Source organism: Limnofasciculus baicalensis BBK-W-15 (assembly GCF_024178385.1).
In the GTDB taxonomy this organism is placed as follows: domain Bacteria; phylum Cyanobacteriota; class Cyanobacteriia; order Cyanobacteriales; family Coleofasciculaceae; genus Limnofasciculus; species Limnofasciculus baicalensis.
On the sequence record NZ_JAMZMM010000121.1, the window covers coordinates 1 to 16,092 of the forward strand.

At 41.4% G+C, this 16,092-nt stretch carries 20 protein-coding genes; 7 read left to right on the forward strand and 13 right to left on the reverse strand.

Going from position 1 to position 16,092, the window contains the following annotated elements:
• The 4 genes from NJ959_RS13540 to NJ959_RS13555 all read right to left on the reverse strand — a co-directional run.
• Positions 1-706, reverse strand: a 706-nt coding sequence (locus NJ959_RS13540) for a branched-chain amino acid ABC transporter permease (RefSeq protein WP_254012282.1), incomplete at its 3' end; no start/stop codon positions are given.
• 154 nt (positions 707-860) lie between these two features.
• Positions 861-2,087: an ABC transporter substrate-binding protein gene (locus NJ959_RS13545; RefSeq protein ID WP_254012299.1), complete on the reverse strand. Its 1,227-nt coding sequence runs from the start codon at positions 2,085-2,087 to the stop codon at positions 861-863.
• 296 nt (positions 2,088-2,383) lie between these two features.
• A complete protein-coding gene (locus tag NJ959_RS13550; RefSeq protein WP_254012283.1) occupies positions 2,384-3,640 on the reverse strand; it encodes an FtsX-like permease family protein in 1,257 nt (418 codons plus the stop codon).
• Between the two features lie 95 nt (positions 3,641-3,735).
• Complete coding sequence (locus tag NJ959_RS13555; protein WP_254012284.1) at positions 3,736-4,008, reverse strand: TMEM165/GDT1 family protein; 273 nt, start codon at positions 4,006-4,008, stop codon at positions 3,736-3,738.
• A gap of 105 nt (positions 4,009-4,113) precedes the next feature.
• On the opposite strand from NJ959_RS13555, the gene NJ959_RS13560 reads away from it, so the two are divergent.
• On the forward strand, positions 4,114-4,413 hold the full coding sequence (locus NJ959_RS13560) for a type II toxin-antitoxin system RelE/ParE family toxin (RefSeq protein ID WP_254012285.1): 300 nt from the start codon (positions 4,114-4,116) through the stop codon (positions 4,411-4,413).
• Between the two features lie 18 nt (positions 4,414-4,431).
• On the forward strand, positions 4,432-4,716 hold the full coding sequence (locus NJ959_RS13565; protein ID WP_254012286.1) for a HigA family addiction module antitoxin: 285 nt from the start codon (positions 4,432-4,434) through the stop codon (positions 4,714-4,716).
• A 28-nt stretch (positions 4,717-4,744) separates the two neighbouring features.
• Here NJ959_RS13565 and NJ959_RS13570 read toward each other — a convergent pair whose 3' ends face one another.
• Complete coding sequence (locus NJ959_RS13570; protein ID WP_254012287.1) at positions 4,745-5,200, reverse strand: TMEM165/GDT1 family protein; 456 nt, start codon at positions 5,198-5,200, stop codon at positions 4,745-4,747.
• A 50-nt stretch (positions 5,201-5,250) separates the two neighbouring features.
• On the reverse strand, positions 5,251-5,607 hold the full coding sequence (locus tag NJ959_RS13575) for a YkgJ family cysteine cluster protein (protein WP_254012288.1): 357 nt from the start codon (positions 5,605-5,607) through the stop codon (positions 5,251-5,253).
• A gap of 205 nt (positions 5,608-5,812) precedes the next feature.
• Here NJ959_RS13575 and psb30 point away from each other — a divergent pair, with 205 nt between their 5' ends.
• The gene (gene psb30 / locus NJ959_RS13580; protein ID WP_254012289.1) at positions 5,813-5,953 is read left to right on the forward strand and encodes a photosystem II reaction center protein Ycf12/Psb30; all 141 of its coding nucleotides are present in this window, start codon (positions 5,813-5,815) and stop codon (positions 5,951-5,953) included.
• Positions 5,954-6,112: 159 nt separating this feature from the next.
• Here the strand turns inward: psb30 and recJ are convergent, their stop codons facing one another.
• Positions 6,113-8,128 carry a single-stranded-DNA-specific exonuclease RecJ gene (gene recJ / locus NJ959_RS13585; protein WP_254012290.1) on the reverse strand — a complete coding sequence of 672 codons (2,016 nt, stop codon included), beginning with the start codon at positions 8,126-8,128 and terminating at the stop codon, positions 6,113-6,115.
• A 232-nt stretch (positions 8,129-8,360) separates the two neighbouring features.
• Between recJ and NJ959_RS13590 the strand changes: the two genes are divergently transcribed.
• Positions 8,361-9,359: a GAF domain-containing protein gene (locus NJ959_RS13590; RefSeq protein WP_254012291.1), complete on the forward strand. Its 999-nt coding sequence runs from the start codon at positions 8,361-8,363 to the stop codon at positions 9,357-9,359.
• Here the strand turns inward: NJ959_RS13590 and NJ959_RS13595 are convergent.
• Positions 9,356-9,637, reverse strand: a complete 282-nt coding sequence (locus NJ959_RS13595) for a hypothetical protein (protein ID WP_373693658.1) — start codon at positions 9,635-9,637, stop codon at positions 9,356-9,358. The genes NJ959_RS13590 and NJ959_RS13595 overlap by 4 nt on opposite strands.
• A gap of 8 nt (positions 9,638-9,645) precedes the next feature.
• On the opposite strand from NJ959_RS13595, the gene larB reads away from it, so the two are divergent.
• The 3 genes from larB to NJ959_RS13610 all read left to right on the forward strand — a co-directional run bounded on the left by larB (position 9,646) and on the right by NJ959_RS13610 (position 12,635).
• Positions 9,646-10,440 (forward strand): nickel pincer cofactor biosynthesis protein LarB, encoded by a 795-nt coding sequence (gene larB, locus NJ959_RS13600; RefSeq protein ID WP_254012293.1) that lies wholly within the window; start codon positions 9,646-9,648, stop codon positions 10,438-10,440.
• 152 nt (positions 10,441-10,592) lie between these two features.
• Positions 10,593-11,648, forward strand: coding sequence for an EndoU domain-containing protein (locus tag NJ959_RS13605; protein ID WP_254012294.1), 1,056 nt, complete (start codon positions 10,593-10,595; stop codon positions 11,646-11,648).
• Between the two features lie 144 nt (positions 11,649-11,792).
• On the forward strand, positions 11,793-12,635 hold the full coding sequence (locus NJ959_RS13610) for an alpha/beta fold hydrolase (protein WP_254012295.1): 843 nt from the start codon (positions 11,793-11,795) through the stop codon (positions 12,633-12,635).
• A gap of 112 nt (positions 12,636-12,747) precedes the next feature.
• Here the strand turns inward: NJ959_RS13610 and NJ959_RS13615 are convergent, their stop codons facing one another.
• From NJ959_RS13615 to NJ959_RS13635, 5 genes are all read right to left on the reverse strand, one after another.
• Positions 12,748-13,026: a DUF1816 domain-containing protein gene (locus tag NJ959_RS13615; RefSeq protein ID WP_254012296.1), complete on the reverse strand. Its 279-nt coding sequence runs from the start codon at positions 13,024-13,026 to the stop codon at positions 12,748-12,750.
• 108 nt (positions 13,027-13,134) lie between these two features.
• A complete protein-coding gene (gene rlmB / locus NJ959_RS13620) occupies positions 13,135-14,163 on the reverse strand; it encodes a 23S rRNA (guanosine(2251)-2'-O)-methyltransferase RlmB (RefSeq protein WP_254012297.1) in 1,029 nt (342 codons plus the stop codon).
• A 187-nt stretch (positions 14,164-14,350) separates the two neighbouring features.
• The gene (locus NJ959_RS13625) at positions 14,351-14,755 is read right to left on the reverse strand and encodes a Mini-ribonuclease 3 (protein WP_254012300.1); all 405 of its coding nucleotides are present in this window, start codon (positions 14,753-14,755) and stop codon (positions 14,351-14,353) included.
• A gap of 241 nt (positions 14,756-14,996) precedes the next feature.
• Positions 14,997-15,614, reverse strand: coding sequence for a zinc ribbon domain-containing protein (locus tag NJ959_RS13630; RefSeq protein WP_254012298.1), 618 nt, complete (start codon positions 15,612-15,614; stop codon positions 14,997-14,999).
• A gap of 21 nt (positions 15,615-15,635) precedes the next feature.
• Positions 15,636-16,010: an STAS domain-containing protein gene (locus NJ959_RS13635; RefSeq protein ID WP_254012301.1), complete on the reverse strand. Its 375-nt coding sequence runs from the start codon at positions 16,008-16,010 to the stop codon at positions 15,636-15,638.
• Positions 16,011-16,092: the final 82 nt, after the last annotated feature.

Here is a 16,092-nt window from a genome sequence, read left to right on the forward strand (position 1 = left end):
CACTAGAACCCACCAAAGTTCCCGCCGCACCACCGAGAAACCCACTTAAAAAGAAAGTAAAGGTAATATATTGCTCAGTATTAATTCCCAATAAACTTGCCGTTGTCGCATCCTCCGCCACAGCTTGCAAAGCCTTACCAATTTTCGTGTAATTAATTAAATAAGTCAACCCTGCCACAATCAGCGCTGACACTCCAAATATAATAATTTGAACTGTTCTAATTGCAATTGGTCGATCCACTGTGCCAAAATTAACTGATACAGGTAAGTTACCATAAATATTACTTTCAAAAGTATAACTCTCTGCCCCTACCAATAACTGAATTAAATTAACAATAATCACCCCTGCACCCAAACTAGAAACCAGTGTCAGGAGAGGATCTGCCCCTCTTTTCCGCAAAGGACGAAATGCTAATCTTTCCACCACTAACCCTGCCAATCCTGCCAAAATACTCCCTAAAAATAACGCGATAATAAAGGGCAATTGTATGGGTAATTTTGCATTTGCCAGTATCCCATTAAATCCAAACGCGCCTCCTGTCAAGGTATAAGTAAAATAAGCCCCCAATGTAAAAATTGCCCCATGAGCAAAATTAATAATTCCCAGAATTGAGAAAACTAGTGTATACCCTAAAGCAAAAATAGCGTAGACACTACCAATTGATAATCCGTTCAGAAATTGTTGAATAAAGAGAGTTAAATCCATATTGGTTGTTGGTTATTGGTTGTTGGTTGTTGGTTGTTTGTTGTTGGGTAAAAGCTTAGTTATTGATTTTTGCCAATATTTCCAACAACCAATTGCAAAGAACAAATAACAAACAACAAATAACAAATAACAAATAACAAATAACCAATTTATCTCACTTCAAAAAGGCAAAAGTCCCATTCTTTCCATCCGCATCCATTTTAATTTGTGCCACGAAAAACTGGCTTTGCTTCACCTCTCCCTCTGAATCGAATGAAATTGATCCTAATGGAGTTTCGTAACTTCCCACTAAAATCTGCTCGTTCAACTTTGTCCGTAATTCAGCTAGCGGTAACCCATTTACTTTCGTCTTGCTATCCAAAGCAGTTAAGGCTTCTACAAAAACTTGGACAGCGGCAAATGCTTGAGCGCTAAATTGGGGTGGATCTTGTTTCTTTTCTGCTTTATATGCTTCCCGAAATGTCTTATTAATTTCATTATTTAATTCGGGACTATAGGCTTGGGCAATAATAATCCCATCACAAAGTTTTTGACAAATGGGAAAGATATTAGAGGTATTTAACCCATTCCCACCAATAATTAACCCTTTGTATCCTAACTCTCGCAATTGTTTGACCAAATTCCCCCCATCTGCTGTCCATCCTGAAATAATAATTAGATCTGGTTTTAAGTTTATGGCGTTGGTGGCTTGGGTTTGGAAATCTGTATCAGTGGTTTGAAACTTTTGCACAGTAACTAACTCAAGCTTTTGGTCTTTTACTGCTTGCTGGAATGTTTCTGTTTCTGATTTACTAAAGGCATCATTTTGAGCGAAAAATACTGCCACTTTCTTAATATTCTGATTAAGCTTAATTGCTTCTTTCAAAGCATTAGGAGCTACAACTGATATCGGCGCAGAAACTCGGCTAATATACTTGCCGATTTGGGGAATATTCTTCGCAGTATTGGAAGCTGCGACAACTGGTATACTAGCACGTTCAGCAATAGGATCTGCGGCAAAGGCTTGTTGTGAGGCACTAGGCCCTACAATCCCAACAACTTTATCTTGATTAATTAAAGTATTAAAGGCATTAATTGCACTTTGTTCATCTCCACCTGCGTCTTGGAAAATTAACTTAATTGATGTGCCATTAATACCGCCTTTATCGTTAAAAAACTTTTCCGCAATCTTAGCACCAATAACTTGTTCTTGGCCAATTAAAGCCGTGTTGCTGGTTTGGGCAACGGCAATCCCAATAGGAATTGTTTTTCCGCTGGATGAAGTATTTCCGGGAGTACCGGATGTTGTATTACTAGGTTGATTTGTCTGACTACAGGCAACAACTAGTAACAAACTAAAGAAGAAGGGGAGAATCTGGGAAAATAGTCTTTTCTTGAACATATTATGAGTATGGGACATCTTAAGCGATTAAGTAAAGTATTATACTACTATAATTTGCGATAGCGTTAGCGAAGCTTGGCGCTAGCCTAGCGCTGCTGCAAGTAAATCCCGAAGTGCTGCTGTGAAGGGCAGATCCCACTCAAGCGGCTGTTTTAGCTATCCGAAAAGGGTTAGTTTCGTCAACATAGAAACCCGGTTTCTTCAAGAAACCGGGTTTCTGAGGTGTAAATGAGATTAAGTTCGCTTGAATACCTATAATTAAGGAGTCTCCACTCCCCATTCCCTATTCCATTTTTCTAAGCTTTAAACACCATCGCCGGATCAAGTCTGGTAACTTTCTGAATCGCAAAAATCGCTGAACCCACACACATTCCCACCGTTATGCCAAAAACTGCGATCGCGGATACGGGTGTAATTAAAATCAAAATACCCTGAGTAGCAAATGCCCAATAACTCACCCCATAACAGAGTACCATACCAGGAATATAACCAAACACCGCCATCCAAAGTGCCTGTTCAATAATCACACCATAAATTGTCCAATCTGACGCACCAATTGCCTTGAGCGTACCAAACTCTTTAAGATGATCCAATACAGAAGAGTAAAGAATTTGTCCCACAATAATTATCCCAACAATAACACCCACAACCGCTCCCAAACCTAAAACGAACCCAACTCCGGTTCGCTTCTGCCAAAAGGTTTCATTCTTCTCCAGTAACTCTTCACGAGAATAGGCTCGACTATTCGGCAAAGTTGCTTCAATTTTCTGTTTAAGTTTTTGAATATTCTGACCAGGTTTTACTTTAATCAAGACATAAGTAATTAAATCCGATGCTACTAACTTATTAGGCAGGGGCGGCGGTGCGATCGGCGCTGCTAAATCCGATGGAGCTGAGTAGCTATTCGTACAACTAAATTCCTTTGATTTTGATGGTAATTGACAGGAAACACTAGAAGTTTGACCAGAAGTTAAAATGGTATTAGCAGTTTCTAATGACATGAACGTAAAGGCATTAGACACGATAGATTTATTCCCTTGAGTGAAGCCAACTACTTGGGCAGGCAAGGAATTGACTTGTATTTTATCCCCAATCTTCTTGACACTTAGGGAATCCTGATTTGTCTTATCCACTATCAGCGTGTAAGGCTTTTTCAGTTCATCCACACTACCTTCGCTGATATTTATCGGTGTAAATAATTGTCCCTTTAGATCGAATCCGATAATTCTTGCCCTGGTAATATCTCCTTGAAGAGGCCGCCATAATGCGCCGCTGAAAATTAGCGGTTCTGCTATTTTCACTCCTTCTATCTTCCTGGCATCTAAGACGTAAGAAAGTGGAATTGGTAATGTCGTTTCCAGTTGCACTAGCGTATCTGATGAAACCCAAATATCCGCATCAGAATTGTACATTAATTGACCTGTCGAGCGAGTAAATCCGTTAAAAATTCCGGTTTGTAGGGTAACTAAACTAACAGCAAACATGATTCCTGCTTGGGCGACTAAAAACCGAGGAATATCGTTTAGTAAGTTTTTCCGAGCAAGAGATACCATTTTGGTTATTTGTTATTTGTTGTTGGTTATTTGTTATTTGTTATTTGTTATTTGTTATTTGCTAGCCCCATTTCCCACTCCCCACTCCCTACTCCCTACTCCCTACTCCCTAACAAGCGTACTGCAAGGATAGCAAAACCAAGAGCCGCGATCGCTTTCAGAATTCGAGGCGGAAATAACTGCGCCACACCTCCACCTACTAGTACACCTAAAAAGCTTGCCAAGATTAGGGCAATCACGGAGCCAAAAAATACGGCACGAGGAGACTTCATGCTACCACCAAGTGCGATCGCGGCTAGTTGGCTTTTGTCTCCAATCTCTGCTAAAAATACTGTGATGAAAGTTAATCCGAGTAATTGCCAGTCCATAAATTATTATTGGTTGTTTGTTGTTTGTTATTTGTTATTGGTTAGCTGATAGATTAACTCGCTGCTAGTAATTGTACTTCCATTTTGTATTATAGTGAAAAAGAAATGACTATATGCAACTTCCATAACAAGGCGACGGAAGACGTTAACTATAGTCTAGCTTCAAAGGTAGCCCTCAAGCTTCTACCACAGGAGCTACATCGCAAAGCTCAGATAAAGCTTGCTCGACTCAGTGCAGCAACCTCAATCCAGGATTTGCGAGAACTTCGGGGAAATCGACTCGAAGCATTACAAGGAGATCGTAAGGGTCAATATAGTATTAGGATCAACGATCAGTATCGGATTTGTTTCAGATGGGAGCAAGTGTACGCATCTGATGTTGAGATTGTCGATTACCATAGATGATTTTAGGGAAGGAAAAATATGGATAATAATCACATAACACCTGTTCATCCAGGTGAAGTTCTACAAGACGAATTAGACGAGCTGGGAATATCGCAAGCTCTTCTTGCCGAACACATAGGTATCCTCCCAAAAACTATCAATGAAATCTGTAGCTGCGAGAGGGGAATCAGTGCGGTAATAGCAATGAAACTTTCTCGTTCCCTGGGTGCTAGTCCACAGTTTTGGCTCAATCTTCAAAATAATTGGGAACTGAGTCAGCTAGATGAATCTGATTATAAAGACATCAAACCTGTAGCGGCTTAACAAGATAGTTAGATCCCGTAACTATTCCTTAAGCACCCATAAGGACGACATCCCACAAAAGCATAACAGAAATAAATAGTAAAAGTATTCCTGCCGATCTTTCCATTGTTTTCGGCGAAAGTCGATTAGACAACCAGTAACCAACAAGTACACCTAACAAGCTAGTGGCAATTAGTGCGATCGCAGCACCTGCAAATACAATCCAGGGCGACTGAGATTCCGCAGCAATCAAGAGGGTAGAAAGTTGGGTTTTGTCTCCCATCTCTGCTAGAAAAATAGTAATGAATGTGGAGCTAAAGATACTCCAGATACCATGCTGTTTTTGTCCTATTGATTGAGAATCTTCAGTTACTAATGATGGATTCTCTGATTCAGTTGGATTGTTGCCATCACAGGGAGTAGAGCTATTTTCCGCTCCTCCTGGGGTTGCGGTTTCCTCGGTGGTTGGCAGAGAATCTACTGAAGAAGGGGAAGATGGGATCACAGGTTATTACTGGTTAAGGTGATATTTTGACAATACTTTTCACATTTTATTTATTTTCCCATCCCGATTGCATGGTTAAACCGTAACATTTCCAAACTGCGATCGCCATAGACTCCCTCGATTTGCTCCTGACAGCACTCAATGGCAAAATCGTTTAACTCATCGGCTTCCACGCCGTACATCTCGTCAAAGATATCCGCCTCCACCCGACAGAAGCGGGGACGATTGGGATAGATGCGACATTCCCGGGTGATACGATCGAAGTTCACGCACCAGCCCCCTTCACCCACCATACTCAGATAGAGATCTAACTCCTCTGGTGTAAGATAATCTGCTAATTCCGGGCGCTCTGCTGGCTCCAGATGACAGCACGCACCACATTGCTTTACACAAAGCCAAGTTGCCATTACTTTATATACGGGCGAAAAAATCCCACTATATCTAGGTTAGCGGTTTTTTGTCCCAGTTAAGCCCCTATCGGTTTTTATTGCGTTTTGTAGATTTTTGTAAAGTTTGTTAAAAGCACGGTCAATTAGCCAGTAAAATCTAATCAACAGATTTTCAGTTTCCCTGTCAAAATTTATTCGGTCAATTCGGGAGGACAAAAGAAAAATGGATTTATTAGCGTTGAGTCTTGGTTTTTTGAGTGACATCAATTGGGTATTGATTGCTCAGTTAACCATGCTAGCATTAGTTTTGCTTGCAGGTCCGGTAGTCATCTTCGCACTAGCCGCTTTCAAAGGGGATCTTTAATGATTAATGGCTAATGGCTAATGGCTAATGGCTAATAGCTTAATAGGTAACCTCTAGCCCCCAGCTTCTAGCTTCTAGAAAGGCTAATGCTATAACTTTTCTGTTACCTTAGATCAATTGACAATTAGCAATTAGCCATTAGCAATTTATAATCAGAAATTAACCTTTACCCTCTATTTCCAAAGCACGAATTGCTGCTTTAATCAACTGAAAATAGGCAGGTTTAGTCACATCAACCTCTTGCGCCTCTTCCCGATTAACCCCCAATAGCCCAGTTTTCTGTCCTTTTTGAATTGCCAAGACTTTCCCTTCAGGATTTTTTATTCTTAATTCATTTAAGGATTCCCACAAGCTACAGGTGTAGCGACGGTTGTTGTGAGAAAATTCGGCTTTCTTAGGCGGTAATGGAGCAACACTACTAGCTCTAATCCCGACCAATTCCAATTCTACAGCAATATTACCATTCCAGCTATTTTCTCGCAGTTTATAGGCGATATCCACTCGCGACGGGATGGGGAAGTATTCACCCCAACGCCAAGCAATTGCTGTTATTTGATTGGGTTCGTTATCTTGACTGAGAGTTAGCTTGAGATGTCTATTTCCGACAACTTTTTGATCTACTACTCGCACATTGGGTGTCCAAAAAATTGGATCTGGATTACCAATTCCGCAGGGGTGGATGGTGTCAATTTGTTTGTAGAGGCGAAAGTTAAGTTGAGAAAAATTTGCCTCAGTATCAATTTCAATCAGCGGTTTTAGGTGTTCCACTTCCAGACATTGATGAGCAAATTCACTGAGAGATATCTGAAATGCCGATAAGTTTTCAGCGGGTAAAGAAAAGCCTCCAGCCGCTTTATGTCCACCATATTTACCCAGTAAATCGTGACAAGATTGCAATGCTTCAAAGACATTAAATTCAGGAATTCCTCGTGCTGAACCCCTTATTTTTTCTGGGTTTCCTTCTTCATAAGTACCAATAAATACAGGTACACCATAGCGTTCCACTAGGCGAGATGCTACAATCCCAATTACCCCGTGATGCCAGTCTGGTTGAACTATAACTAAAACGCGAGCTTCTTGCCAATCAATAGGAGTTTCTTCAATAAGTGCGATCGCATTTTTTTCAATTTGTTCGCAACGTTCCTGCCGCTCTTTGTTAATATGTTCGCACTGCGTCGCCCTTTCCAGAGCTATACCCGGATCGGTAGTCGTTAGTAATTCTATCACAATTTGCGGATCTGATAAGCGACCAACCGCATTAATTCTCGGTCCTAATTTAAACCCAATATCATCCGGCTTAAGTTCTTTTTGCTCTTCGCTAACTCCACCGATTTGGATTAATGCCTGAACCCCAGTTAATTCAGATTTAGGTAACAGTTTTAATCCACGCTTCACCCAGCGACGGTTAATCCCAGTTAACGGGGCTAAATCGGCAATTGTGCCTAATGTAAATAATTCTAATATTTGAGTCGTTAATCCTTTCAGTTGTCCCAATTCCTGGGCTAGAGTTACAGCTAATATATAAGCTACCCCCACACCAGCCAAACCTCGGTAATGAGAGGGTTCCGGAATCTGTTTTGGATTGAGAATAGCATCTGCTTCTGGTAGAATAGGCGGTAAATCATGATGATCGGTAATAATAATCGTTATCCCTAATTCTACCGCTCTCGATACAGCTTCGTGGGCAGAAATTCCATTATCAACAGTGAGAATTAGCCCAACTCCTTCACTAGCAAATTCTTCAACAATTCGCTTATTAATCCCATAGCCATCTTTCATCCGACTAGGAATAGCATAATCCACATCCGCCCCCAACCATCGTAACGCCCGGAGTAACAAAGCCGTACTAGTCATCCCGTCGGCATCGTAGTCACCACAGATAGCAATTTTAGTACCATTTGCGATCGCCTCCTTAAGTATTTCTACACTAATTACCAAATCCGGAAATTCCTCAACGGGTGGAGGCATCTCCTGAGATTCCGGATATAAATAGATGTAGGCTTCTTCCTGTGTTTCGATACCCCGATTAATCAAGAATTGGGCGAGGAGGGGAGAAAGCCTGGTACTTAAAGCAAGTTTGGATGCTAGCCCAACCTTTGCAGGGGCAATCCGCCAACGCTGACTTGGCAATTTTTGCGGAGGTTGAGATGGATTAGAATTAGATCTGCTTTGCACAAGGGTATTAGTTCAACAACATTAGGTAATAGTATCAGGTATAGGCGATCGGCGGGATAAAATCATTCTAATGAAAACCTTATGGCTGCTAAAACACCAATTCACTAATCCCAAGAATCCGGTTTCTGTTGCGGGGAATACCGGAATGGGAGTTAATACAACTGGAATCAGCCTGGTTTTTTCATCATTCTCCTTCGCCTTTCCCCACCCCCTCTTAAAATAGAATCAAAAAATGAGCGATTGCGATAAATCAAAAGAAGAGCTAATTCAGGAATTAGCCTTACTGCGCCGAAAAGTCGTTAAATTAAGAATCACCAAGCTTGCTTTCGATGCTCAACGGCAACTATTAAAAACCTTCGCCACGACAATGCAAACAGCAAGTGGAACCCTGATGATCAGAGTTTTATTGCAACAAATTGTAGATATTGTCCGCAAGCTAACAAAAGCGGAAGCTTGTAGTATGTTTTTGCTCGATACGAATGGTATTGTCAGTGAAAGTATCTTAGCTCGCGGTGCGACTATGCGAGGACAAAAACAGAGACTCATTGGTGAAGTTCTCGACAAGGGTTTAGCGGGCTGGGTCTATCGCAATCGCCAAATGGGATTAATAGATGATACCATGAAAGACGAGCGTTGGTTCACTCTACCCAATCAACCTTACACCGCCCGATCTGCGATCAGTATACCAATTATCAAAGCCAAACAGGTATTAGCAATTATAACTCTCACCCATGGAAAACCGGGATATTTTAGTCGGGAATTAGTCCACTTAATGGAAATGATTGCTGAACCAATATCATTAGTTCTCGATCATGCTCAACTCTATAATGAGTGGCATCTACAGTCAAGCCAAACAGAGCCGCAAACCAAAGAGTTATTCTCAAAAATAGCCGAGGAATCCTCCAGTGATGGAGAATTATCTTTATTTGGCATGTACATCCTTTTTGGCGAAGGAAATTTTCTCTATGTTAGTCCTCGGTTAGCTGAGATTTTCGGTTATACTTTCGGTGAACTAATCTCTTTAGAATCAGTTATAGAACTCGTCACCACTGACAACCGCAAGATTGTTTATAATCAAATTAATGAATGTATCACAGGGCGAAGCAAAAACCTATGTTGTAGATTTATAGGAGAGCGTAAAGACAGCAGTTTAATTAATGTAGAAGTTTATGGTATTCGCACCAAACTTTATGGTAAATTTGTTATTATTGGATCGCTGAGATTGGTTTAATTGTTGTTGGTTATTTGTTGTTTGTTGTTTGTTGTTCGTTGTTGGTTATTTGTTGTTTGTAAAATAACCAACAAGCCAATCCACTCAACAAGTGGCTCTAGATCCAATAACCAATAACCAACAACCAATAACCAACAACCAATAACCAATAACCAATAACCAACAACTAATAACCAATAACCAATAACCAACAACCAATAACCAACAACCAACAACCAACGACCAATAACTAACAACCAACAACTAACAACTAACAACCAATAACAAACAACAAACAACCAATAACATGACTCAACCAGAAGCACTAGAATCTCTCCTAAAAGCCGTTGCCGATGGACAAATCAGCCCGGATATTGCCTTTAAAAAACTGAAAAACTTGGCATTTGAATCAGTCGGAGATTTTGCCAAAATAGACAATCATCGTACCTTGAGAACTGGTTTTCCAGAAGTCATTTGGGGACAAGGAAAAACCCCAGATCAAATAGCTCAAATTATGGCAGCAATGCGACAACATAATCCCGTCGTGATGGCGACAAGAATTGAGCCAGATATCTTTGCCCAAATCCAAGAAAAAGTTCCAGGTATTCAATACTACTCAACTGCCCGCATTTGTGCGATTACTCCTGAAATAATTAAACCAAAATATCCTGGAATTATCGGTTTAATCTGTGCAGGAACCTCCGACTTACCAGTCGCAGAAGAAGCAGCAATTACCGCTGAACTTTGTGGTTTCCAAGTACAACGTCTTTGGGATGTTGGGGTTGCCGGAATTCACCGCTTATTAAGTCATCGACATATAATTACTGAGGCAAATGTTTTAATTGTAGTTGCTGGAATGGAAGGAGCATTACCCAGTGTAGTGGCAGGTTTAGCAGATTGTCCAGTAATTGCTGTTCCTACTAGTATTGGCTATGGTGCTAGTTTTGGTGGGCTGGCTCCCCTTTTGACAATGCTAAACTCTTGTGCAGCAGGGATAGGAGTTGTCAATATTGATAACGGTTTTGGGGCGGCAATCCTAGCTGGACAAATTCTCAGAAGCGCTCATAAATTACATAGCGTGACTGAAAAAAATCATGAGTAAATCGCAGGGTAACTACAACTGGTAAATATTTGGTGAATTTTCCAAAAATGTTTAATTTTGTATAGATCTATTGACAATATCAGTCAAACTGAAGAGAATAAAAGTGCTTCACGACTCCGAAGCTGACAATTAGCAAAATCCGGAGCAAAATAATGGTGTCAAAAGTTATCAACAAGTTCAAGTACTTAATCTGTCTCACTGTCTTAATTATTCTGTTTGTTCTCAATCTCTCACCGACTACAGCTTGGGCACAAACATCATATAAAGGCACATTCAAACTGAGCAAATCCTGTGATGCCACAACGTCAATTAGCGGAAAAAATCCCGTACATTTAACCGTGGGAAAAATCTACGAAGTAACGGGTTTAAATAAAGATGACAATGCCACCCACGCCTACATCACAGTGCCAGGATCTGCTAGTCGTTGGGTTGCTTTAAAATGTGGTACTCTTGGCAAGGGAACAACTCCTCTACCTACCAATAACTCTAAATTTCTCCCCTTCTTCGATAATATCAATAATCCCATCAATGTAGCCGTTGGTGGTAAGCAAGATCTCACACCGCCTCCTCCCACTTTAAATGAATTTGACTTAGCCATCAACGAATTATGTGGGGAACCAGGTACAGCGGTAAATTCAGGAGATTTCCAAGCAATGATGAATCAATTTCCTGATGTTTTAGCCAATATAAAAGCCCGCGTAGGGGGTTCGATTACACGAGGAAATACTGCCGATTCTAAATTTATCAACGATTTAACTAATCTTTGGTTTAAAACTGAGGGATTCGATCATATTTTCTGTGGTGAAGCGACAGGAAATACCATCGGTGGACTCCATTTTGTCGGGAGGTATCTAGATTTGCAAAATAAAGGATTAGCTGGGCGTTTACCGGGTGCTGATAATAAAGCAGAAGTTAAACCAGGTGCAGTTTATACTCTAGGCGCAGTTATGGAGGTAGGCAATCGCAAAATACAATCTCCTGTGAAAGGATACGGTTATACTTTGAATGCTGAAGATATTTTAGCGATCGCAACTAAAGCCTACAAAGATAACCCTCATTCAGGCACAACAACCAAAGCCTGTCTCCTCAGTGTCACTGACGATGGCAAAACATTTAATACCGTTTTTGTGACTAAGGAGAATAGCATTCGCACTATCTATCCTGATGCTACTCCTGACTATAAAGGAACATCGGCATGTAATGGTTAAAAGGTGAGAGGGAAGAGGTGAGAGGGAAGAGGAAAGAATCTAATTTCTCACCTCTCGCCCAGAAGTCAGCTTTCTTTAAGAAACCCGACTTCTAATAACAAATAACAAATAACAAACAACCAATAACAAACAACAAATAACATTATGAATAAAACCGCTCAACCAGGAGATCTCAAAGTTTACATTCAAGGAAAAGGATTCCCCATTCTCTGCTTACACGGGCATCCGGGATCGGGTTGCAGTATGTCAGTATTTACCCAGCACTTATCGCAACAATTCCAGACAATAGCGCCAGACTTGCGAGGATATGGTAAAACACCTCCTGATGGAGAATTTGAGATGATCGATCACCTGAAAGATATCGAAAATCTCCTTAATCGCCTTCAAATTAACAAATGTTTAGTATTAGGTTGGTCTCTTGGGGGGATATTAGCGATAGAATTAGCCTTAAGATGCCCCGAAAAAGTTAGCGGTTTAATCTTAATCGCCACCGCAGCCAAACCAAGAGGCAATCATCCCCCCATAACTTGGCAAGATAATCTTTATACTGCGATCGCGTCTATTTTAAATCGGCTCAAACCGGGCTGGCAATGGAATATCGAAACCTTCGGAATGCGATCGCTCTTTCGCTATCTCATTCAACAACATACTCCCACAGCCTATCAGTATATCGCCAAAGACGCAGTTTCCGCCTACTTACAAACCTCTCCTCAAGCAACTCGTGCCCTTAACAAAGCCCTCAAAGCAGGGTACAATAGACTATCAAATTTAGAACAAATTCAATGTCCATCCCTGGTATTAGCAGGGGAAGCAGATCGTCATATTACAGCCACATCAAGTCGAGAAACTGCCCAATATCTCAACAATTCTCATTGGCACTGTTATCCTAATACTGCTCATCTATTCCCTTGGGAAATTCCGGATCAAATTATTAAAGATATCGATAATTGGCTTCAACTCAATCCTCAAATGAAGTATGAAGGATGAAGTATGAAGGATGAAATATGAATGATAAAAGGATCTAACTATTTCCTGTTTCCCCCAGTTTTCAACCTTCAACCTTCAGCCTTCAGCCTTCAGCCTTTAGCCTTCAGCCTTTCTAAGAGAGTTGTCCACTCAAGGTAGGTATAAACTTACCGTTAATTGATTCTCCCAGATCCTCATCAAAAATCGTTAGATTAGAAGGTTTGCAGCGCTTCACAGTCACAGCAATACCCTGCGCCCCTTCGTTTTCCAAATCCTCAATATAGCCACTCTTAGCCCCCTCAGCCTCCTTCGCGCCCATGAATGGACCGAAATAATAGGTGCATTTCGGGTTGTCGGTGACTATTTCCACCCAAAAGGCTAATCCTAAAAATTCAATAATCTTGCTTAACATCGTTTTACATCCTTTTGATCTATTACAGGAGATACTATCCGGTCTTGTGAAGCCCATCGGAGGGTTTACATTTTGTTATACAACTTCACCTTTCTTTTTTCAAAGATTTTAGCTCGATCCCCTGCGATCGCCAAGGTATAGCAGACTGGACCAACGCTGACGATAGGTTTCATACAAGATCATGGCGGCTGCTACTGAGGCATTAAGGCTTGGTGTCTTGCCTTGCAGGGGAATCGAAACCAAAACATCACAGCAGTGTTGTGTCCGCAGGCTCAAGCCATCATCCTCTGAGCCGATGACTAATACTATTGATCCCTTAAGGTCAATTGTGTGTAGTAGTTTACCAGTCTCAGAAGTTGTGCCATAAATCCAAAAGCCTGCCTCTTTCAATTCCTCTAAGGCTCGACCGAGATTGACTACTCTAGCAATCGGAAACGTTTCTAATGCGCCAGATGCAACCTTCATCACCGTGGAGGTTAACCCGACAGCACGACGTTGGGGAATAACTAAACCCTGTGCCCCCAATGCTTCGGCTGTGCGAATAATCGCGCCTAAGTTGTGGGGATCGGTGATACCATCACAAACGACGATAACTGGGTGATCCGTTTTCGATTTTGCCTCTTCGATTAACTCCCCTAAATCCTTGTAGCTATAGGGAGAAGTTTGAGCCGCAATACCTTGATGATTACCTCCATCTGTAATTTGACTCAAGCGTCTCGGCTCAACTTCCTCAATCACACTTCCCTTGGCTTTGGCTTGTAGCAGCAAAGAGTGAAAGCGGGGATCGTAACGCAATTGGGGCAAAATCCAAATTCGGTTAAGCTGACGCTGATTTGTTAAGGCCGCAAGGACAGGATGACGACCGTAGAGTAAGTCAATATCTTCTGACATATCCGTGTCAGAAGTGGACTCGGTAGCGATTTCCTCAAACTTTTGGGATTTTGGGATATCCTTCAGTACTTTTTTGGACGGGATGGAAATACGAGGAGATGAGCTAGCACTCTTTCCTACCTGAGTGCGGATGATTTTTTTTGGGATTGGTTCCCCTAGTTTTTTTGGCTTACTTCCCTCTTCGCGAAAGGGCTTGAGCCGCTTAGGTTTACCGGAAGCGGGGAAACGACGATCTTGATTAGACATTTGTTTATGTTAGGGGTTATTGAAGTATGAAGTATGAAGTTTAAAGGATGAAGGATGAAGTATGAAGGATTAAGGATGAAAAGGATAAAGTTTAAAGGATAAAGTATGAAATGAGTTTTATAATTCATACTTCATACTTCAGCCTTCAGCCTTCATACTTCAGCCTTCAGCCTTCAGCCTTCAGCCTTCAGCCTTCAGCCAGTTCTAAATGAGCCAATAGTTGGGTTAAGCGTTCGGGATCGGTTAAATAAAGGTATCCCAGCAATGTCTCCAAGCTAGTCGCCTGTTGATAGATTTTGGCTTGAAGTCGTCGTGGCGTTCCGGTGGTAGCATTACGTCCGCGCCGCAATATTTCTAATTCAGCATCAGTAAGGTGAGGTTCGAGCGATCGCACAATATTCGCTTGACTTTCCGCCCTAACTTGTGCTACTACCTGCCCATGATAGTCAGAAACCCGTTTTGGTGGTAGCAAATAGCGGGTGCGGATATAAAGTTCATAAACCGCATCTCCTAGATAGGCTAAGGAGGCGGGTGGTACTTGCTGAAGAAGCTCACGACAATCCACAGCGCCACTCAATTGAGAGAATCGCACTTCTGTCCAAGAGAGCGCCTGATTAGTTTTCAATACTGTTGAAAGCTCTTCCTCCTCTGATGTCACAAGAATTCTCCGGGAAGTTCACAATACCACTCCTGCAATGGGTGGGAGGAAAAACAAAATTTTACCTCAATCTAGAGGATAGACATAGCCAGCTACTGTTATTTTGAAGAACCCCGCGCATGAATGCGGGGGATTCTGATCCTCATCGCTGAGAATCCACGCTCTCTAACAAATCTCACAATAATAATTGCTTAATTTCCAGAGGCTTCCCAGGCTCAACATACTGCTGTTGATGCTCCCTATCAGAACTAATCTTGATAGATTCCTTGGGCGTAAATTCCGGGATGACCTCCCGTATTTTTAATTCAATTCCTAATTCTTTCAGTCCCCGTTGTCTAATAACTACAGCCGCATCTATATCGGCATCTGCTATATTACCACAATCCTCACAAAGAAATTTTTCTTTGTCTCTATTTGTCGGACTAATATAACCACACGCAGAACACTCTTGAGATGTATGTTTGGGATTAATTTCATGAAAAAGATTGCCTAGCTTTGCAGCTATTACTTTGACTTTCTCTTTCAATGAACCCCAAGACGCATCCCAAATTGCTCTATTTAACCCCCTTTTTGCTAATTGTCCATTTTCTAAATACTTCCCTGTTGTCGAGTCAATTTTTGGGCGACAACGTTTCATCATCCCCTTAACATTTAAGTCTTCAAAGATGATACAGCACTTAGTTTCTGAGTTTAATTTGTGTGCTAGTTTCCAGTCAAAAATACTCAAAAACACAGTTCCCGTACTCCCCTCAGAAAGTTCCCAGCGGGTTTTTAACCCGCGAGAGTACTTCACCACAATTTGCGTTGCGGCTTTTTAGCTAGATTTACCCTTAATGTTCTCTAATGCCACTTCAACCGAAGTTTGAAGGGAGAGAAATTTTTCTAATCGCACTAGCTTTACGGTTTGAGTCACACGGGCATTTGTTACAATTTGTAATGTCCCTTCAGCAGTTTGAGCTTGTTTAACTAACTGTACCAAAGCTCCCAAACCCGAGCTATCCACAAAGTCGATCTTGGAAAGATCCAAAATAATGTGCTGCGGTCCGTCATCAATACATTTGCCGACTACCTTCCGGAAGGTAGGTTCGGAAAAAGCGTCTAACAATCCAGTGAGGCGGAAAAGTTGATAATTTTCCCTCACTTCGCGAGTGCCCCTTAAGCTGAGTGTCAGGGTTAGTGGCTCAACAATAATACCCTCCTAGCTATACCCAGTAACATTACAACATTCACATTTTTTACTCCAAAAACGCTTGTTAACTGGTGGGTCATTT

Excerpts from the sequence above, each read along its gene's own strand:
- NJ959_RS13545 (WP_254012299.1), bottom strand. The coding sequence starts at position 2,087 with ATGTTCAAGAAAAGACTATTTTCCCAGATTCTCCCCTTCTTCTTTAGT.
- NJ959_RS13550 (WP_254012283.1), bottom strand. The coding sequence starts at position 3,640 with ATGGTATCTCTTGCTCGGAAAAACTTACTAAACGATATTCCTCGGTTT.
- NJ959_RS13555 (WP_254012284.1), bottom strand. The coding sequence starts at position 4,008 with ATGGACTGGCAATTACTCGGATTAACTTTCATCACAGTATTTTTAGCA.
- NJ959_RS13560 (WP_254012285.1), top strand. The coding sequence starts at position 4,114 with ATGACTATATGCAACTTCCATAACAAGGCGACGGAAGACGTTAACTAT.
- NJ959_RS13565 (WP_254012286.1), top strand. The coding sequence starts at position 4,432 with ATGGATAATAATCACATAACACCTGTTCATCCAGGTGAAGTTCTACAA.
- NJ959_RS13575 (WP_254012288.1), bottom strand. The coding sequence starts at position 5,607 with ATGGCAACTTGGCTTTGTGTAAAGCAATGTGGTGCGTGCTGTCATCTG.
- psb30 (WP_254012289.1), top strand. The coding sequence starts at position 5,813 with ATGGATTTATTAGCGTTGAGTCTTGGTTTTTTGAGTGACATCAATTGG.
- NJ959_RS13590 (WP_254012291.1), top strand. The coding sequence starts at position 8,361 with ATGAGCGATTGCGATAAATCAAAAGAAGAGCTAATTCAGGAATTAGCC.
- larB (WP_254012293.1), top strand. The coding sequence starts at position 9,646 with ATGACTCAACCAGAAGCACTAGAATCTCTCCTAAAAGCCGTTGCCGAT.
- NJ959_RS13605 (WP_254012294.1), top strand. The coding sequence starts at position 10,593 with ATGGTGTCAAAAGTTATCAACAAGTTCAAGTACTTAATCTGTCTCACT.
- NJ959_RS13610 (WP_254012295.1), top strand. The coding sequence starts at position 11,793 with ATGAATAAAACCGCTCAACCAGGAGATCTCAAAGTTTACATTCAAGGA.
- NJ959_RS13615 (WP_254012296.1), bottom strand. The coding sequence starts at position 13,026 with ATGTTAAGCAAGATTATTGAATTTTTAGGATTAGCCTTTTGGGTGGAA.
- rlmB (WP_254012297.1), bottom strand. The coding sequence starts at position 14,163 with ATGTCTAATCAAGATCGTCGTTTCCCCGCTTCCGGTAAACCTAAGCGG.